17 protein-coding genes are annotated in these 15,041 nt (G+C 69.7%); 9 read left to right on the top strand and 8 right to left on the bottom strand.

The annotated features are described in order from the left end of the window. The first annotated feature begins 14 nt into the window (after window positions 1-14). From PV963_RS36735 to PV963_RS36720, 4 genes are read left to right on the top strand one after another with little or no spacing between them, the layout of a single operon-like run. On the top strand, window positions 15-443 hold the full coding sequence (locus PV963_RS36735; RefSeq protein WP_184993855.1) for a roadblock/LC7 domain-containing protein: 429 nt from the start codon (window positions 15-17) through the stop codon (window positions 441-443). A 2-nt stretch (window positions 444-445) separates the two neighbouring features. Beyond that, window positions 446-823, top strand: coding sequence for a DUF742 domain-containing protein (locus tag PV963_RS36730; RefSeq protein WP_274820773.1), 378 nt, complete (start codon window positions 446-448; stop codon window positions 821-823). Next, window positions 801-1,403, top strand: coding sequence for a GTP-binding protein (locus PV963_RS36725; protein ID WP_274820772.1), 603 nt, complete (start codon window positions 801-803; stop codon window positions 1,401-1,403). The genes PV963_RS36730 and PV963_RS36725 overlap by 23 nt, the downstream gene beginning before the upstream one ends. Window positions 1,404-1,434: 31 nt before the next feature. Further along, on the top strand, window positions 1,435-2,016 hold the full coding sequence (locus tag PV963_RS36720; RefSeq protein WP_274820771.1) for a GAF domain-containing protein: 582 nt from the start codon (window positions 1,435-1,437) through the stop codon (window positions 2,014-2,016). Window positions 2,017-2,110: 94 nt separating this feature from the next. Here PV963_RS36720 and PV963_RS36715 read toward each other — a convergent pair whose 3' ends face one another. Further along, window positions 2,111-3,361 (bottom strand): acyl-CoA dehydrogenase family protein, encoded by a 1,251-nt coding sequence (locus PV963_RS36715; protein WP_274820770.1) that lies wholly within the window; start codon window positions 3,359-3,361, stop codon window positions 2,111-2,113. 620 nt (window positions 3,362-3,981) lie between these two features. Between PV963_RS36715 and PV963_RS36710 the strand changes: the two genes are divergently transcribed. Beyond that, complete coding sequence (locus tag PV963_RS36710) at window positions 3,982-4,548, top strand: hypothetical protein (protein WP_274820769.1); 567 nt, start codon at window positions 3,982-3,984, stop codon at window positions 4,546-4,548. 116 nt (window positions 4,549-4,664) lie between these two features. After that, window positions 4,665-5,738: a TauD/TfdA family dioxygenase gene (locus PV963_RS36705; RefSeq protein WP_274820768.1), complete on the top strand. Its 1,074-nt coding sequence runs from the start codon at window positions 4,665-4,667 to the stop codon at window positions 5,736-5,738. A 156-nt stretch (window positions 5,739-5,894) separates the two neighbouring features. Here PV963_RS36705 and PV963_RS36700 read toward each other — a convergent pair whose 3' ends face one another. Genes PV963_RS36700 through PV963_RS36685 form a run of 4 tightly spaced genes read right to left on the bottom strand, consistent with a single transcriptional unit; the run spans window position 5,895 to window position 10,163 of the window. Further along, window positions 5,895-7,058, bottom strand: a complete 1,164-nt coding sequence (locus PV963_RS36700; protein ID WP_274820767.1) for a hypothetical protein — start codon at window positions 7,056-7,058, stop codon at window positions 5,895-5,897. Then, window positions 7,055-8,266 (bottom strand): Dabb family protein, encoded by a 1,212-nt coding sequence (locus PV963_RS36695; protein ID WP_274820766.1) that lies wholly within the window; start codon window positions 8,264-8,266, stop codon window positions 7,055-7,057. The genes PV963_RS36700 and PV963_RS36695 overlap by 4 nt, the downstream gene beginning before the upstream one ends. 20 nt (window positions 8,267-8,286) lie before the next feature. Next, window positions 8,287-8,814 (bottom strand): aromatic-ring-hydroxylating dioxygenase subunit beta, encoded by a 528-nt coding sequence (locus PV963_RS36690; RefSeq protein WP_274820765.1) that lies wholly within the window; start codon window positions 8,812-8,814, stop codon window positions 8,287-8,289. Next, window positions 8,811-10,163, bottom strand: coding sequence for an aromatic ring-hydroxylating oxygenase subunit alpha (locus PV963_RS36685; protein ID WP_274820764.1), 1,353 nt, complete (start codon window positions 10,161-10,163; stop codon window positions 8,811-8,813). Before PV963_RS36685 ends, PV963_RS36690 begins: the two co-directional genes overlap by 4 nt. Before the next feature lie 172 nt (window positions 10,164-10,335). Here PV963_RS36685 and fdxA point away from each other — a divergent pair, with 172 nt between their 5' ends. The 3 genes from fdxA (at window position 10,336) to PV963_RS36670 (ending at window position 12,598) form a co-directional block, all read left to right on the top strand. Beyond that, the gene (fdxA, locus tag PV963_RS36680) at window positions 10,336-10,683 is read left to right on the top strand and encodes a ferredoxin (protein WP_425540977.1); all 348 of its coding nucleotides are present in this window, start codon (window positions 10,336-10,338) and stop codon (window positions 10,681-10,683) included. Continuing rightward, the gene (locus PV963_RS36675) at window positions 10,680-11,678 is read left to right on the top strand and encodes an NAD(P)/FAD-dependent oxidoreductase (protein WP_274820763.1); all 999 of its coding nucleotides are present in this window, start codon (window positions 10,680-10,682) and stop codon (window positions 11,676-11,678) included. The genes fdxA and PV963_RS36675 overlap by 4 nt, the downstream gene beginning before the upstream one ends. Window positions 11,679-11,803: 125 nt before the next feature. Then, a complete protein-coding gene (locus PV963_RS36670; RefSeq protein ID WP_274820762.1) occupies window positions 11,804-12,598 on the top strand; it encodes an IclR family transcriptional regulator in 795 nt (264 codons plus the stop codon). Between the two features lie 84 nt (window positions 12,599-12,682). Here PV963_RS36670 and PV963_RS36665 read toward each other — a convergent pair whose 3' ends face one another. From PV963_RS36665 to PV963_RS36655, 3 genes are read right to left on the bottom strand one after another with little or no spacing between them, the layout of a single operon-like run. Continuing rightward, a complete protein-coding gene (locus tag PV963_RS36665; protein WP_274820761.1) occupies window positions 12,683-13,039 on the bottom strand; it encodes a cupin domain-containing protein in 357 nt (118 codons plus the stop codon). After that, a complete protein-coding gene (locus tag PV963_RS36660; RefSeq protein WP_274820760.1) occupies window positions 13,036-13,809 on the bottom strand; it encodes an HpcH/HpaI aldolase family protein in 774 nt (257 codons plus the stop codon). The genes PV963_RS36665 and PV963_RS36660 overlap by 4 nt, the downstream gene beginning before the upstream one ends. Window positions 13,810-13,840: 31 nt before the next feature. After that, window positions 13,841-15,004, bottom strand: a complete 1,164-nt coding sequence (locus PV963_RS36655; RefSeq protein ID WP_274820759.1) for an amidohydrolase family protein — start codon at window positions 15,002-15,004, stop codon at window positions 13,841-13,843. Between the last annotated feature and the right edge of the window lie 37 nt (window positions 15,005-15,041).

Raw genomic sequence — 15,041 nt, 5'->3', positions numbered from 1 at the left:
CCACCGTGAGCGACATGCCTACCGTCCAGAACCAGAATCTCGACTGGCTCCTGACCGGGCTCGTCCAAAGGGTCCCCCACGCCCGCAGCGCCCTGTTGCTGTCCTCGGACGGACTGGCGAAGGCATTCGACGGGCTGGAGACCATCGACGAAGCAGAACACCTGGCGGCCGTGGCGTCCGGTCTGCACTCCCTCGCGCGCAGCGCAGGGATGCGGTTCGCCGACGGCGCGGACGTGCGTCAGGTGGTCGTAGAGCTGGACACCGCACTGCTGTTCGTGTGCGCGGCGGGCTCCGGGGCCTGTCTGGCGGTCCTGGCCGGGCGGGAGGCCGACGCGGCCGTGCTCGGCTACGAGATGGCCAAGCTGGTCAAGAGTGTCCGCACGTATCTCGCCACCCCGGCCCGGCAACAGGCGGCCGCCGCGGCCCATGATCCGAGGCGCTGAGGATGACGGACGCGCAGGACGAGGCGTGGCTCGACGACGAGGCCGGGCGGTTGGTGCGCCCGTACACCGTCAGCAACGGGCGCACCCGTCCCTCGGCGCACTTCGACCTGCTCACCCAAGTGGTGGCCACCGGCATCCGGCCGAACGCCTACTTGGGCCCCGACTACGAGCAGGTCCTGGACCTGTGCGGTGCCCCCCTGTCGGTTGCCGAGGTAGCCGCTCACCTGCGGCTGCCGGCCGTCATCACCAAAGTTCTTCTGTCCGACCTCGTGCAGCACGACGCGCTCACCACGCGGGCGCCGCACGTCATGAGGGCGGGCTCCCCAACTGACCGAAATCTCCTGGAGGCGGTGCTGAATGGCCTTCGTAAGCGGCTCTGACCCCTTCCGTACCGCCCTGAAGATCCTCATTGCCGGAGGCTTCGGGGTGGGCAAGACCACCTTCGTAGGAGCAGTCAGCGAAATCGAGCCACTGAGTACTGAGGAATTGCTGACCCAGGTCAGTGCCCGCACAGACAGCCTGGTCGGCATCGAGGACAAGTCGACCACCACCGTGGCGATGGACTTCGGCCGCATCACCCTGGACGATCAACACATCCTGTACCTGTTCGGAACGCCCGGACAGGAACGGTTCTGGTTCATGTGGGACGAGTTGTCCAACGGGGCTCTGGGTGCCGTGGTCCTCGCCGACACCCGCCGGCTGGAACACTGCTTCGCGGCCGTCGACTTCTTCGAACGCCGCGGCATCGGTTTCGTCGTGGGAGTCAACGAGTTCGACGGCGCCTATCACTACACGCCCGACGAGGTCCGCGCGGCCCTCGCCCTCAAGCCCGACACCCCCGTAGTGATGTGCGACGCCCGGCAGTGCTCCTCCAGCACCGGCGTGTTGATCTCACTCGTACAGCACTTGCTCACCTCGACTCCCGGCGTACCGTCCGCGGAGCTTGACCCGCTGCGCTGACACACGCTCAACGCGGCCGATTGGAGCCTGCATGTCCACCCCGGTTCCCTACAGCCAGTACGACCCGACCTCCCACCTGCTTTTGACTCCCGAGGACAGGGATGCCCCCGCCCGCGTCGCCAGGTTGCGCGAGATCGGCATCGGGGACAGCCCGGTCGAGGAATTCGACGACTTCGCCGCCGACCTGGCGCGCGTCACCAATGCGCCGTTCTCGATGGTCAACTTCATCGACGAGAACCGCCAGTACTTCGCCGGCCTCTACGCGGCCGGCCGGCCCGGGATGGAGCTGCAGCCGGGGCCGCAGGTGGGCCGGGTGATGGCCCGTGACCACGGCTACTGCCCGCACGTCGTCGTACGGCGCAAGGCACTGGTGCTGGAGGACGTCTGCGACTATCCGCGGTTCGCCGGGAATCCGGTCGTCGACGAGATCGGCATCCGCTCCTACATGGGCGCGCCGCTGATCGACCAGCAGACCGGGATGTCCCTGGGGACGATCTGCGTCGTGGACACCGACACCCGTCCATGGGGACGGGCGGGCCTGGAGACCATCAAGTCGATGGCGCAGCAACTGACGGAGCGCATCGCCGAAATGGAGCGCAAGGGCGGGATCTGAGCTCGTTTGAGGGGCGGCCGACGACAACCGGGCCCCTTGATTCGTGGTGAGGGAGCCGCGGGCACGACGCTGTGTCGGCGGCTCCCTGCGAGTTTCAGCCCGTGTGGCCGACCGTCTCCAGCGGCAGGGGCTCGGACTGCCCTTCCAGGCGCTGGGCCGGTACCGTCCGCACCAGGTCGGCCAGACGCTCGGACCACTGGCCCTTCGCCTCGCCGAGCGCCATTTCTCCCAGGCGCAACAGTTGGATGTCGGAGGTGCCGGCGGGTGCGTAGATGTGGTGGGCGTCGCGCAGGTATCGCTCCATCGGGCGATCGGTGAACAGGCCGGCTGCGGCGTGGATGTCCATGCCGTCCTTCGCCGATTCGATCGCGGACTCGACGTTGACGAACTTGGCGTTCATCAACTCCGCGTCGCACGGCAGGCCCTGGTCGAGCATGTGCACCGCTTGGTAGGCGGCCAGCCTGGCCGTCATCAGCCGGGACTTCAACCTGCCCAGCTTGAGCTTGATGTTGTTGAGTGCGCCGAGCGGAGCGCCGTACCGCTCGCGCTCGATGCAAAAGGCGGTTGTCTCCTCGAAGACGGCCTGGTGAATCCCGAGGGAGACCGCGGTCAGGTTGGGCCGGCCGTAGAGCACGCTGGAGGAGTAGGCGACGGCAAGGCCCTGGCCCTCCGAGGCGAGCAGATTCTCGGCCGGCACCCGGCAGTTGTCGAAGATCAGCTCACCGAAGCTGAAGCCGTGCAGTCCCATGGCGGGCTGCTGTGGTGCCAGGGAGAAGCCGGGGCGGTCGGCCTCGACGAGGAACGCCGACAGTCCCTTCGATCCCTCTCCCGTGCGGACGACCACGCCGTGCAGGTCCCCGACGTGGCTGTTGCCGACGAAGACCTTGCGGCCGTTGAGAACGTATTCGTCGCCGTCGCGGACGGCGGTGCAGCCCATGCCCAGGACGTGACCGCCGGACTCCGGCTCGGTGACCGCGATCGTGGGTAGGCAGTCACCCGCGGCGATGCGCGGCAGCCAGGTCTGTTTCTGCCGCTCGTCACCGAAGTGGACGATCTTGGCGACGCCGAGCTGGGAAGCCTGCATCATGGCCCCCATGGCCCCACTGACACGGGAGAGTTCCTCGATGATGATCGTCTTGGCCAGGTGCCCGGCCCCCATGCCGCCGTACTCCTTGCCGATGGTCACCCCGATCCATCCCTGCCGCGCGATGAGCCGGGACAGCTCGTGGGCCACCCCTCGCGAGGCCTCCATCTCCGCTATCCGGGGCCGAACTTTGCGCTCGGCGAACTCACGCACCCGAAGCCGGAGGTCCTCATGCCACCTGCTGGTGAAGTAGCGTTCCACAATCTCTCCTGTCTGCTACCCCGTCAGTTCGGAGTCAGAGGTCGTCCGTCGGGCTTCATCGCCTTCTGGCTGACTCGTCTCGCGTATTGTCTACTTGTCGATCCATCTCAGCCAAGATCACCATACAGGTTTGGCCGAAACTGTCGCTCTTGCCTTCCGTCTCCAACTGTGCGATGTGGTATGCCACTTGTCCACTCTGCGCCACACCCTGATCAGAAACCACTCAGCCGCGAACAGCACCCACCACATATCGACACAGCCCCACTTATCAGGCGATTGCCCGGCGAATTGACCGCAGCGCACCATGACGGAACCAGCCACATCACGCCTGACCGATAAGGACCCGTTCCTGGGCCGCCGACGTGATCCACCGGCGCAGATCAGCCATGGTCATCCCGCAGCAGCCAGAGGCGGCGAAGGGGGCACCTGCGCGAGAAAAGCCCCGGCCAGGCAAAACGGGCCAGGTCAGAGCCCCAAAGGCAGACGAGTGGGCTGCACACTGGGGACAAGTGCGCGATTTGTGAGATCAGCCTCTGAAGTGTGCGGGTGATCCGCCCGAGCAGATCGAACGAACTGTCGGAACAAGGCAGTTCCTGGGCGAACCCGCGGTCCAGCCGTACGTGACCAGCTCCGGCCTCGGCGGCCACCTGGTGTTCGGCCTGCTCGCCGGCCTGACCTTCGCCGGCATCGCCCGGCTGACGGCCAGGCACACCGGCACCCCCGGCGCCCACCTGGCCTCACGCACGCACCTACTGCTGTCCCCGTTCGTCAGAGGTGGAGCGATCGGCACCCTGCGGCCGCGGGTGCCCGAACCGGACGGCCCCGAGCGGACCGCCCGGATCCAGGACCTGCACGACGAACTGGCGCAACGCCGGGACGGCTCCCCTGGTGGTCGTCCCCCGGGAGGAGCCGGCGAGGTCGGCGAACTGCTGGAGCCCTCGTCGCCGTGCCGGCCTGGCTCGCGTTTACGAGATGGTGTCTCGCATATTGCTCAAAGTCCGGCCCTCCCCTATCGTGGGGGCACTTCTCGAAAGGACGGGACCAGCATGAGGACAGTCGCCCCGATCGGCGTCCTGCTCGTGTCGTGCGCTGGCCGCCGGACCTACGACGAACCGCTCAGCTACTTCCCGCCCCGGGAGGGGCTGCGCCCCGGTACGGCCGCCGGCGAGCCTCAGACCCCCTTCTGAGCGTTCCGAGTGCCGTTCGTCGCCACGCGACGAGCCCCTGCCGCACCACGAACCTTCGTCATCCGTCGTGTCTTCGCCGACGGAACTCTCATCACCTCTTCGAGGAGTGCATCACCGTGACCACCACTGTCGGCCTCGAGCCGATCTCCGGACCGTCCGCCTGGCGCGGGGACGAGCTGTCGAAGTCCACCGAGTGGATCTACGTCCTCAGCGACGCCGAGCGCGCCGAGCTGGAAGACCTGGGCCGGCGCTTCGTCGCCGACGACCCCGACCTGCGCACCGTCACCGCCGCCGACTACCCGTTCGACGCCTGTCGTGCCCTCAACGACGAGTGTGCCGGCCAGATGGACGCCGGCCGGGGCTTCGTCCTGGTGCGCGGCCTGCGCACCGAGGAGTACGGCGACGCCGTGGCCGCGGCCATCTTCTTCGTCATGGGCCTGCACCTCGGCCAGCCGATCGGGCAGAACCAGAGGGGCGATCTGCTCGACCACGTGATCGCCACGTCGAACAAGACGATGGCCGACGAGGGCGCGCTGCCCTCCCGGGTGCGGGACCGGCTGCCGTTCCACTCGGACAGCTCCGACGTCGTCGCCCTCATGTGCCTGCGCGGTGCCAAGGAGGGCGGGGCCTCCAGCCTGGTCAGCGGCACCACGATCTACAACGAGATGCTGCGCCTGCGACCGGATCTCGCTCCGCGGCTCTTCGACACCTACCACTGGGACTGGCGGCGCCAGGACCCCGACTCCCCTGAGTTGACGTACACCTCGCCGATCATCAGCTACGTCGACGGCGTCTTCAGCACCTACGCCGGCAGCTCGATGATCTTCAGCGCCCAGGAGTACCCCGGCGTTCCCCAACTGACGCCCGACCAGGCCGCGGCGATCGCCCTCTTCGACGAGATCTCGCAGGAGCCCGGTCTGCCGATCGACATGGATTTCCAGCCGGGGGATGTGCAGTGGCTTCTGAACTACGCCGCTCTGCACTCTCGCACCAGCTACACCGACCACCCGGAGCCGGAGCGCCGCCGGCATCTGCTGCGTCTGTGGCTCAAGCGCGACGTCGGGCGCCCGCTGGCCCCCCAGTTCGGCAAGCACGTCGTCGAAATGGGTGAGCCCACCACCCCGCCGGTGCCCGGCGGCCGCTTCCACATCGCCGACGCCGTCACGGTGAACGACGACTGGGGCGTGTGACGCCGCACCCTCTCGGTGACGGTTGGTCATTCTCGTCGGCGTCCGCGGCTGAGTCCGCCGGACGCCGACGAACTCCATGCGAAGAAGTCCCCGCCCAGGTACTGGCGGGTCAACTCCTTGTCGCCGCCACAGCACCAGCCCCGCCAACCGCCCGGGCTACGCCGGCAGCTCGGTCAACAGCCTGCGATAGATGCGCGCGTAGGCCGCGAGCTGCGTCAACGACAGTCCGTCGCGGCGCGGATCGTCGGCGGCCGGCTTGGCCTGCGGGCCGAGGCGCACGGTGTCGACACCGCGGGCACGCAGGACGACGCCGTCGGTGGATCCCGTCCAGCCGGTGACCGGCGGCGGCTGTGCGCCGAACTCGTCGCGCCAGGCCGCCCGGGCGGCCGTCACCACCGGGGCGTCGGCCGCCGTGGCCGCGGCCGGCGCGACGGGCTCGGCCTCCACGTCGACCGCGCAGTCCCGCAGCACCGACTCCGCGCACCGCGCCCGCAGCCGGTCGGCCAGTTCGGCCGCCAGCACGGCCGGCTCGACCCGGTCTCCGGCGACGACGTACAGATCGATCCGCAGCTGGGCCGGCAGCAGGTCCGGCTTGTCCGGCCATCCCCCGCTGATCGCGCCGATGCCGCACGCCCGGCCGGTCTGCCCCAGCCGCGGGTCGGCGGCCAGGTAGTCCGTGCGCCAGCGGGCCAGCTCGTCCAGGACGACGCCGGCGTGGGCGACGACTCCCCCGGGCGGCGTGGCGGACTCCGCCGCCATCGCGGCCCCGGAGCGGCCGGTCACCCGGACGGTCAGGTAGAACGCGCCCGGTTCGTGCCACAGCAGCGTGGGCGGGCCGCACTTGGCCACGATCGCCGACCGCGGCAGCGGGTACGCGTCGGCGTAGGCCTCCAGGCCGGTGGTGCCGCCTGAGCGGCGGTGCGTCCCGGAGCCGGCGAGCAGCAGCCGCCCGGCACCCGCCTCGGCGAAGGCGACCAGCGCGGCGGCCGCCGGCCCGCGAGCGACTCCGAGACCGAAGCCGGCCACCGCGTCGTCGTCCACGGTGAGCGGGCCGACCGGTGCGGCGTCGCCGGTGACGAGCCGGTACGACGCGTCGCCGTCGTCCAGCGACGTGTCCAGGTGGGAGTACAGCAACGGCCCGGCCCCGTGGGCGGCGAGAAGGCTGCCGCCCGCGGGGCCGTGCTCCAGTACCTCCCACTCGACGTGCGGCCACCGGTCCGCGCACCAGTCGCGCAACCGGTGGGCCGCCGTCCGCTCCTGACCGCGGGGGGCGGGGTTCGCGTCGAGCAGGTGCAGGACATCGAGCAGCCGCTGTCTCAAAAACGTCCCCAGTCGTCGGCGGCCGGACGCCACACGTCGATGTTGCGCGGGTCGGCCGGCATCCTGCGGGGCCGGTGCGTCTCGTGCTCCTCCGGCGTGAACACCCGGTGCCGGTCGCACAGTTCGTACCGCGGGCCGAAGCGAGTGTCGTGCAGGTAGAACGCGATCGACGTCGAGGCCGAGTGGTTGACGATGTCGGAGGCGATCGGCGCACCCTTGTACAACGCGCGGGCGCGCATCCGCATGACGTGGTCGAGGCTCTTCATCGCGAAGCACAGGTGCGCGGTGAAGTGCTCCTTGTTGTTCTGGATCGCGAGGCTGTGGTGGTAGCGGTCCTCGCCGCGGAAGAACGTGGTCGAGCCGACGACGTAGTCGGAGGGCAGGAACCTCAGGACGTTCTGGTAGAAGTCCAGCGTCTCCTCGTACTTCGCGGTGGCGATGAAGGGGTGCACCAGGTCGAGCGGCCGGATCTCGATGTGCGGCGGCTCGGCGTACTCCTGGAACTCGGTGAACAGCTCGACGACGAGGCCATTGGGGTCCTTCACCGCGAAGCCGTTGTCGCACAGCGCCTGCTGCCGCTCCTGGAGGTCCAGGATGTCGAGGCCTGCGTCGGCGACGCTCTTGCGCAGCTGTTCGAGGACCTCCTCGCTCTCCACGCTGTAGCCGACCGCGGTCGTCCAGCCGTCGGTGCGCTCGGGCGCGTGGATCAGCTCGATCGCGTGGTGCTCGATGTCGGCGCGCAGGTAGGCGTACTCGTCCGTACGCTGCTCCAGTTGCAGCCCGACGTGGTACTCGAGGAAGTCGATCGTGGCCTGCATGTCCGGAACCTCGATCCGGGCGTACTCCATGCCGTACGGGCCGTGCGGGCGTGTGCTCACCGGCGGTGTCCTTCCTGGGGCGAGCGAGGGACGCTCGGCGTACTCGAACGAGGTGATGGCCTGCCGGTCGATCACCGGGCGCCAGCGCGTGTGCACGAAGCTCTCGTGGGACTCGCTGCCCAGATAGGCCAGCAGATCGTCCTGGCTGTCGAAGTCGACGGCCATCGTGTGGGTGAAGGTCCGGTCGCGGGTGCTGATGTTCTCACCGAGGACGAAGCCGCGCATGGCCGGGTACCGGTCCGGGAAGGTGCGCAGCTCGGCCAGCACGGACTCCCGCGTGGCCTGGTCGGCTCCGTCGGCGAAACGGAAGGACAGGGTGTGTCGGATCATCGGGTCGCCTTCCGCGCCGGCTAGAGGATGAAGCTGAGCCGGGCGCCTGCCGCCAGCGACTCGTGGCAGAGGAGCGAGCGCCGCAACCGGAAACGGAGTCCGTCATCGGTCGGCACCAGCAGGTGGTCGTACCACCCGACGTAGGCGTCGAAGTGCCCGTCGCGGGCGCGGTGCACCACGAACGACGCCGCCACCCGGAAGGCATCCTCCGTGTCGCCCTCGGACAGCCGCACGTTGGACACCAGCCGGTGCGTGCGCGAGTGCGGGTTCTCGGCGTGCGCCTTGCGGGACTTCAGGCGCTTGACCCGCGCGTTCAGCAGATCCCAGTCGTCGTCGACGAACGATCCGGTCTCGTGCGGGGACCAGCCGGGGCGGTGGTCGGTGGTCGGGATCTCGTAGCGGGCGCCGGGTTCGAAGAGGGCCAGCCAGCCGTCGTAGTCCCAGTGGTCGAGGATGTCCGCCTCGGCGTAGAGGAAGTCCTCCACCTCCTGCCGGGTGACGGTACGTCCGGCGCACCGCACGGCGCCGCGGTTGACGATCGCGGTCATCGCACGTCCCTCCCCGCGAGGAAGGACGCCGGTCGCTCGCCGTTGACCTCGATGCCGTCGTCGAGCCCTGTGGCTTCGATCCAGTGCCGCCAGAAGCCCCGCATCGCGCCTTCGTCGATGGACCTGCCCTGCACGCCCTTGGCCTCGTCGGCCATGCCGCGCGACATGTCGCTGTAGTCCAGTTCGGGCGCGGCGGTGCCCGCCGTGGCCTGGATGCCGCGCTGGACCGCCTCGTACGCCTCGATGTCGTCCGGCGTCGCGAGCCCGCCCGGGCCGACGAAGCTGACGACCGTCTTCATGCGCAGGGCGCGCGTGTCCGGGTCCTCGTCGCGCGGGACCAGTTGCCAGGCACGCACGTCGGTCTGGTCGGGCGCCACCGGCTCCAGTTGCCGGATCGACAGGCCCTCGATGTCGAACAGCAGCAGGTTAGGGAACACGAACAGGATGTGGCTCTCGTCGGCCACGTAGTGCGCCCGTTTCTCCCCCAGCCGCTGTGTCATCTCGGCCCGGTGGGCCTCGGTGCGGACTCGCTCGTCCTCGCCGAAGCGCGGTTCCCAGATCATGCTGATCCGTCCGCCGTGCCCGGTCAGGACCAGCAGCCCGTGGCCGTTGCCGAGGTTGTAGGCGTACTGGTTGTCGTCGGTGACGGCGTAACCGCTCTCCCGCAGGTAGCCGACGAACGTGTTGTGCGTCGGCGCGAAGTGGTAGCCGTCCATGGCGTTCTCGACGGCGAGTTTCCAGTTGCCGCGCACGCTGTAGAGCTGTGTGCCGGGCAGGGTGGTCATGCCGCCGGCGTGCTGCTGCTGGATCATCGTCATGTAGTCGGCCGCGTCGCCGAGGTAGTCGAGCAGCGGCGGAGCGTCGGGGTCGAAGGAGACGAAGACGAACCCCTCGTGGGTCTCCAGGCGCGGCACGCCGCGCAGCCCCATCGACGCCCGGAACTCGTCGCTCGACTCGTACGCCCCGGCGTCGGGGATGGCGGCGACCTCGCCGTTGTTGCGGAACGTCCAGGCGTGGTAGAAGCACTGGAAGAGCCTGGTCGAGCCCTCGTTCTCGCGGCACAGCACGGTGCCGCGGTGCGGGCAGGAGTTCAGGAACGCGTGCACCTCGCCGGCAGTGTCCCGGCAGAAGATCAGCGGGCGGCCGCCGAGCGTGCGGACCTTGAAGTCGTTGGGGTTGGGGATCTCGGTCTCGTGCCCGAGGTAGAGCCAGGTGTGCATCCACACCCAGCCGCGTTCCCGGGCGAAGATCTCCGCGCTGCGGTAGGCCTCGCGGTTGACCCGGAAGGTGAGCTGGTCCCAGTCCTCGACGATCATCGGCGCTGGGACGGTCCGGGGATTGCTTCCCATGGGGAGTTTGCCTCTCACAAGTCCCGACCCGAGTGGCGTGCTGTGAGACGCCATCTCGTATGTCGCATCAGAGTCCCCCAGCATTCTCAAGGTGTCAAGCATTCGTCTCGCGGTTGACACCCCGGCCGGGCACCGCCATCATCCTGTTCCACATTGAAATACACCGTCTCGCATGCTGTGCGACCGTGTGAAGGGCAACAAGCTCGTGCCGTACGTCATCACGCAGGCCTGCATCGACGTCATGGACAAGTCGTGCATGGAGGAGTGCCCGGCCGACTGCATCTACGAGGGCGACCGGATGCTCTACATCCAGCCCGACGAATGTGTCGAGTGCGGGCGCTGCGAACCCGTCTGCCCGCAGATCTCGATCTTCCACCACGAGGACCTGCCGGAGGAGAGCAAGCAGTTCGAGCGCATCAACGCCGAGTTCTTCACCCTCGGCATCGAACCGCTCGGCTCGCCCGGCGGGGCACGCAAGGTCGGCAAGGCCGGCCACGACCACCCGGAGGTGGGCGCGTGACCGGCCTCCCGGCCACGGGCACCGGCCCCGAGGTCTGCGTCGACCTGCTGATCATCGGCGCCGGCCCCACGGGGTTGTACGGCGCGTACTACGCCGGCTTCCGCGGCCTGAGCGTCGCGGTCGCCGACGCGCTGCCCGAAGTGGGCGGCCAGATCGCCGCGCTGTACCCCGAGAAGTCCATCTACGACGTGGCCGGCTTCCCCGCCGTCCGCGGTCAGGACCTGGTGGACCGGCTGGCCGAGCAGGCCGGGCGGTGGAACCCCGCCTACCTGCTCGGGCACGGGGTGACCGGGCTGGACGACACGGGCGAGGGCATCGTCGCGACCACCGACGCCGGTGCACGGGTCACCGCGGGCGCGGTGCTCGTCTGCGGCGGGATCGGCAACTTCATCCCCCGCGAGCTCCCCGTGGGATCCGAGTACCTGGGCCGGGGGCTGCGGTACTTCGTACCGCGGTTGAACGAGCTCGCCGGACAGGACGTCGTCGTGGTCGGCGGCGGGGACTCCGCGCTCGACTGGGCGCTGTCACTGGAGCCGATCGCCTCGTCGGTGACGCTGGTGCACCGGCGTACGCGGTTCCGGGCCCACGAACGCACCGTCGAGCAGGTGCACGCGTCCTCCGTGCGGGTCCTGACGCCCTACGAGGTCGAGAAGATCTCCGGTGACGGGCCGATGTCGGAGGTCGTGGTCGCGAGCTCCGACGGCGACCGGATCACCCTGCCCGCCCAGTCGGTCGTGGCCGCGCTCGGCTTCATCGCCGATCTCGGCCCGATCGAGCAGTGGGGGCTGGAGCTGCGCCGTCGGCGCATCCTCGTCGGCCCCACGATGCGCACCAGTCGGGAGCGCGTCTTCGCGGCCGGCGACATCGCCGACTACGACGGCAAGGTCAGCCTCATCTCGATCGGCTTCGGCGAAGCGGCCCTGGCCGTCAACCACATCGCCGCCCTGCTCGACCCGGCACGCTCGATCACGCCGGGGCACTCCTCCGATGCGTGAAGCTGCGCACGGGTGAGAACCTCGAAACCCTTCACGCCCGGTTGCACTCCGCCTTACCATTACTTTATTCGATACGGCGTTTCATTTAATGTCTTATGACCGACCAGGACAGGAGCGAGGAATCCATGCCCACCAAGGCGCAGCGCGGCACCGGCGAGCAGGACGGCCCGGACAGGACAGCGCCGACCATCCAGACGGTGCAGCGTGCGGCGCTGATCCTCGGCTCGTTCACGGTCGGCAAGCCGCACATGAGCCTCAATGAGATCACCGCGCGTCTCGGGGCGAGCAAGGCGACCGCGCACCGCTACACGAAGGCACTGCGGGCGGCGAACCTGCTGCGGTACGACGAACGTACGTCGCTGTACTCCCTCGGCCCCCAGGTGCTCACGCTCGCCACGGCCGCCCGTGCCGGCCTGCCGATCGTCGCCGCCGCCGAGCCGTACATGGAGGAACTGGTCAGGCGCATCGACGAGACGATCGTGCTGTCGGTCTGGGACGGCGAGTCGGCGACCGTGGTGCGCTCGGTGGACAACACCGACCACATGGTGCGCATCAGCGTCCGGGTCGGCTCGCGCCTGAACCTCACGTCCTCGGCGCAGGGACGCGTCTTCCTCGCGTTCCTGCCCCCGGAGCAGGTACCGACGCTGCCGCGCGCGGTCCGCAAGTCGGAGCTCGCCGAGGAGCTCGAAGCCATCCGGCAGCACGGTCTGTCGGTCAACTCCCCCACCGTCAACGGGGTCCGCACGGTCGCGGCACCGATCTTCGAGGGCGACACGATCAGCGGAACGCTGGCGATCGTCGGCACGACGGCGACCGTCTCCGACGACGTCAAGTCGCCGATGGCCCAGGCACTGCTGGAGACCGCCCGCGCGTTGTCGCAGCGGCTGGGCACCTCCGACGACGGACCCAACGGCGGCTGAGCAGTCGCGGTGTCCGCACGTTCGTCCGGCCCCCACGGGATCCCCGTGGGGGCCGGACGCGTACGCGGCAAGCCCGTACGTCGGTCAGGGCAGCAGGTCGGCCCGCGGCGGGACGAAGAAATCGATGTTCACGCAGGGGGTCTCCGTCGGCTCCACGTAGTGCTCGCTGCCGCGGGGAACGAGCAGGAACGATCCGGCGCGCATGTCGTGCGCGACACCGTCCACGTAGTAGTTCGCACGCCCCTCGGCGATATGGACCAGCTGGTCGAAGTCCTCGTGCCGGTGCGGGTTGAGCGTCATGCCGGCCTCCAGCTCGTGGTGGCAGATCATCACCTCGTCCGTCGCGTAGACGCGACGGCGGACCCCCGGCCGCACCTGGGTCACCGGCAGCTCGTCCCAGTTGACGACGGTGCTGAACAGCGCTGCGTTGCGTGTGCTCACTGGTTTTCCTCTCCGGCGGCCGCTCTCAGGCCGGCCGCCAACATCTGCAGGTCCGAGCCGACGACCAGGTAGCCGACGTCGCCGAGACCCAGGCCGGCCGCGGCGCCCCGGGCCGGCGCCCAGCCGCCGAACACCACCCCGGCGGAACGGGCGGCGTCACGCACCCGGTCCACGGCGGCCCGCAGCACCGCCGGGTCCGCCGGCAGGCCCAGGTCGACCGCGAGGTCGGTGCTGCCGACGAAGCACACGTCGAGAGCGGCGAGGAGATCCGGCAGCGGATCCGTCCGTGCCGTCTCGATCTGGCCGACCAGCACCGGCGGGTCGTCCTGCTCGGCTCGCAGGAATCCGGCCGGCGGGACCGCACCGAACCGGGCGGCCCTGTTGGCCAGGCTCACCGACCGGCGGCCGGCGGGCGCGAACCGGGTCGCCGCCACGAGTGCCTCGGCCTGGGCAACGCAAGTGAGCATGGACAGCTGGATTCCCGCCGCCCCGGCCTCCAGCAGCCGGTTGACGGCGGCGGTGTCCACCTCGGGCACGCGCACCAGGGCCGGCAGGCCGCACACGTCCGCGTGGCGCACCAGGTCGACGGCGTCCCGCTCGGAGAGGGTGGAGTGTTCGAGGTCGACGACCACGAACGCGAACCCGGCCGCCTCGGCCAGTTCCACCACGTCGGGCGACGCAAGCTTGACGAACGTACCGACGGCGGGTCCCCCGGCCGTCAGGGCCGCACGCAGCCGGCGTCGCAGCAGATGGACGTCACCAGCGGTCATCGGATCCTCCCGGGCGGGATGTGTGGGTGTGTCAGGCCGACGGCAGGCCCCGCCACGGCACGATGTCGACCTCGGTGCCGCCGTGCAGTACCACGGTCGGTTCCAGGCGCGGCGCGACGATCGTGTTGCCCGCGGCGTCGGGCAGGGTGACCTCGTCGGTCCAGTCGACGACCGTGACGTCGGCCCGCCCGCCGGCCTCCAGGCGCCCGTAGCCCTCGGTGTCGAGCCCGAGCAGCCGGGCCGGCGCGACGGTGGCCCGCCTGATGCACTCCTCGAGCGGCGCGCCGAGCGCGACCAGCTTGGAGATGCTGGTGAGCAGGTCGAACACCGGGCCGCGCCAGTTGCGCGCGCTGGTGTCGGAGCTGAGGACGTCGGGCAGGAATCCGTCGGCGATGGCGCGGCGCGCCACCTCGAAGCTGAGGTTGCTCTTGCCGTGGGCGGAGTCGAACAGCACGCCGCGCTCCCGGGCCTCGGTGACGGCGGGCTGCACGCGGTCGCCGTCTAGGATCCCGTGCGGCTTGCCGGTGTAGCAGTGCGCCACGATGTCGCCGGGGCGCAGGTAGTCGAGGACGACGGGCAGCGGCTCCGCGGTCTCGCCGATGTGCAGCATCAGCGGGAGACCGGCCTGTTCGGCCAGCGCCACGGACTTCTTCAGCAACGGCTCCCAGTTCTCGCCGACGACGTCCTCGGAGAGGCGGATCTTGAATCCGCGCACGATGTCGGGGTGGGCCTCGGCGGTCGCGAGCGCGTCCTCGGGGACCAGGGTGTCGGGGTTCAGCAGCTCGCCGAACCGGAAGTCGATCAGGCCGAGCACCGAGACGTTGAGGAAGTTGACGATGCGCAGCGGGTTCGCCTCGACCACCAGCTTGCGGAAGGCCGCGAAGGTGGAGGCGCCGGCCGTGCCGGCGTCGGCCGCCGCGACGACGCCGCGGCGCAGGTGGGCCTCCTCGGCCGGGGCGCCGACGGCGGAGACGTACTGGAAGATGTGGGTGTGGCCCTCGACGAGGCCCGGCAGCACGGTGGAGCCGGTGACGTCGATCGTGCGGGCCGCGCCGGCCGCCAGCCCCTCCCCTATCGCGGCGATGCGGTCACCGGTGACCGCCACGTCGAGCCGGGCGTTGGTGCCCGACGCCGGGTCGATGACGGTACCGCCGGCCAGGACGAGGTCGTAGGACGACTCGGACGAGTTGGACATCGCTATGGGCTCCCAGGGGGTGAGGGACGGTCGGCTG

This window comes from Streptomyces coeruleorubidus, from assembly GCF_028885415.1.
Classification (GTDB): domain Bacteria; phylum Actinomycetota; class Actinomycetes; order Streptomycetales; family Streptomycetaceae; genus Streptomyces; species Streptomyces coeruleorubidus_A.
The sequence above is the reverse complement of the archived record's forward strand: the minus strand, read 5'-3'. Positions and strand labels throughout refer to the sequence as shown.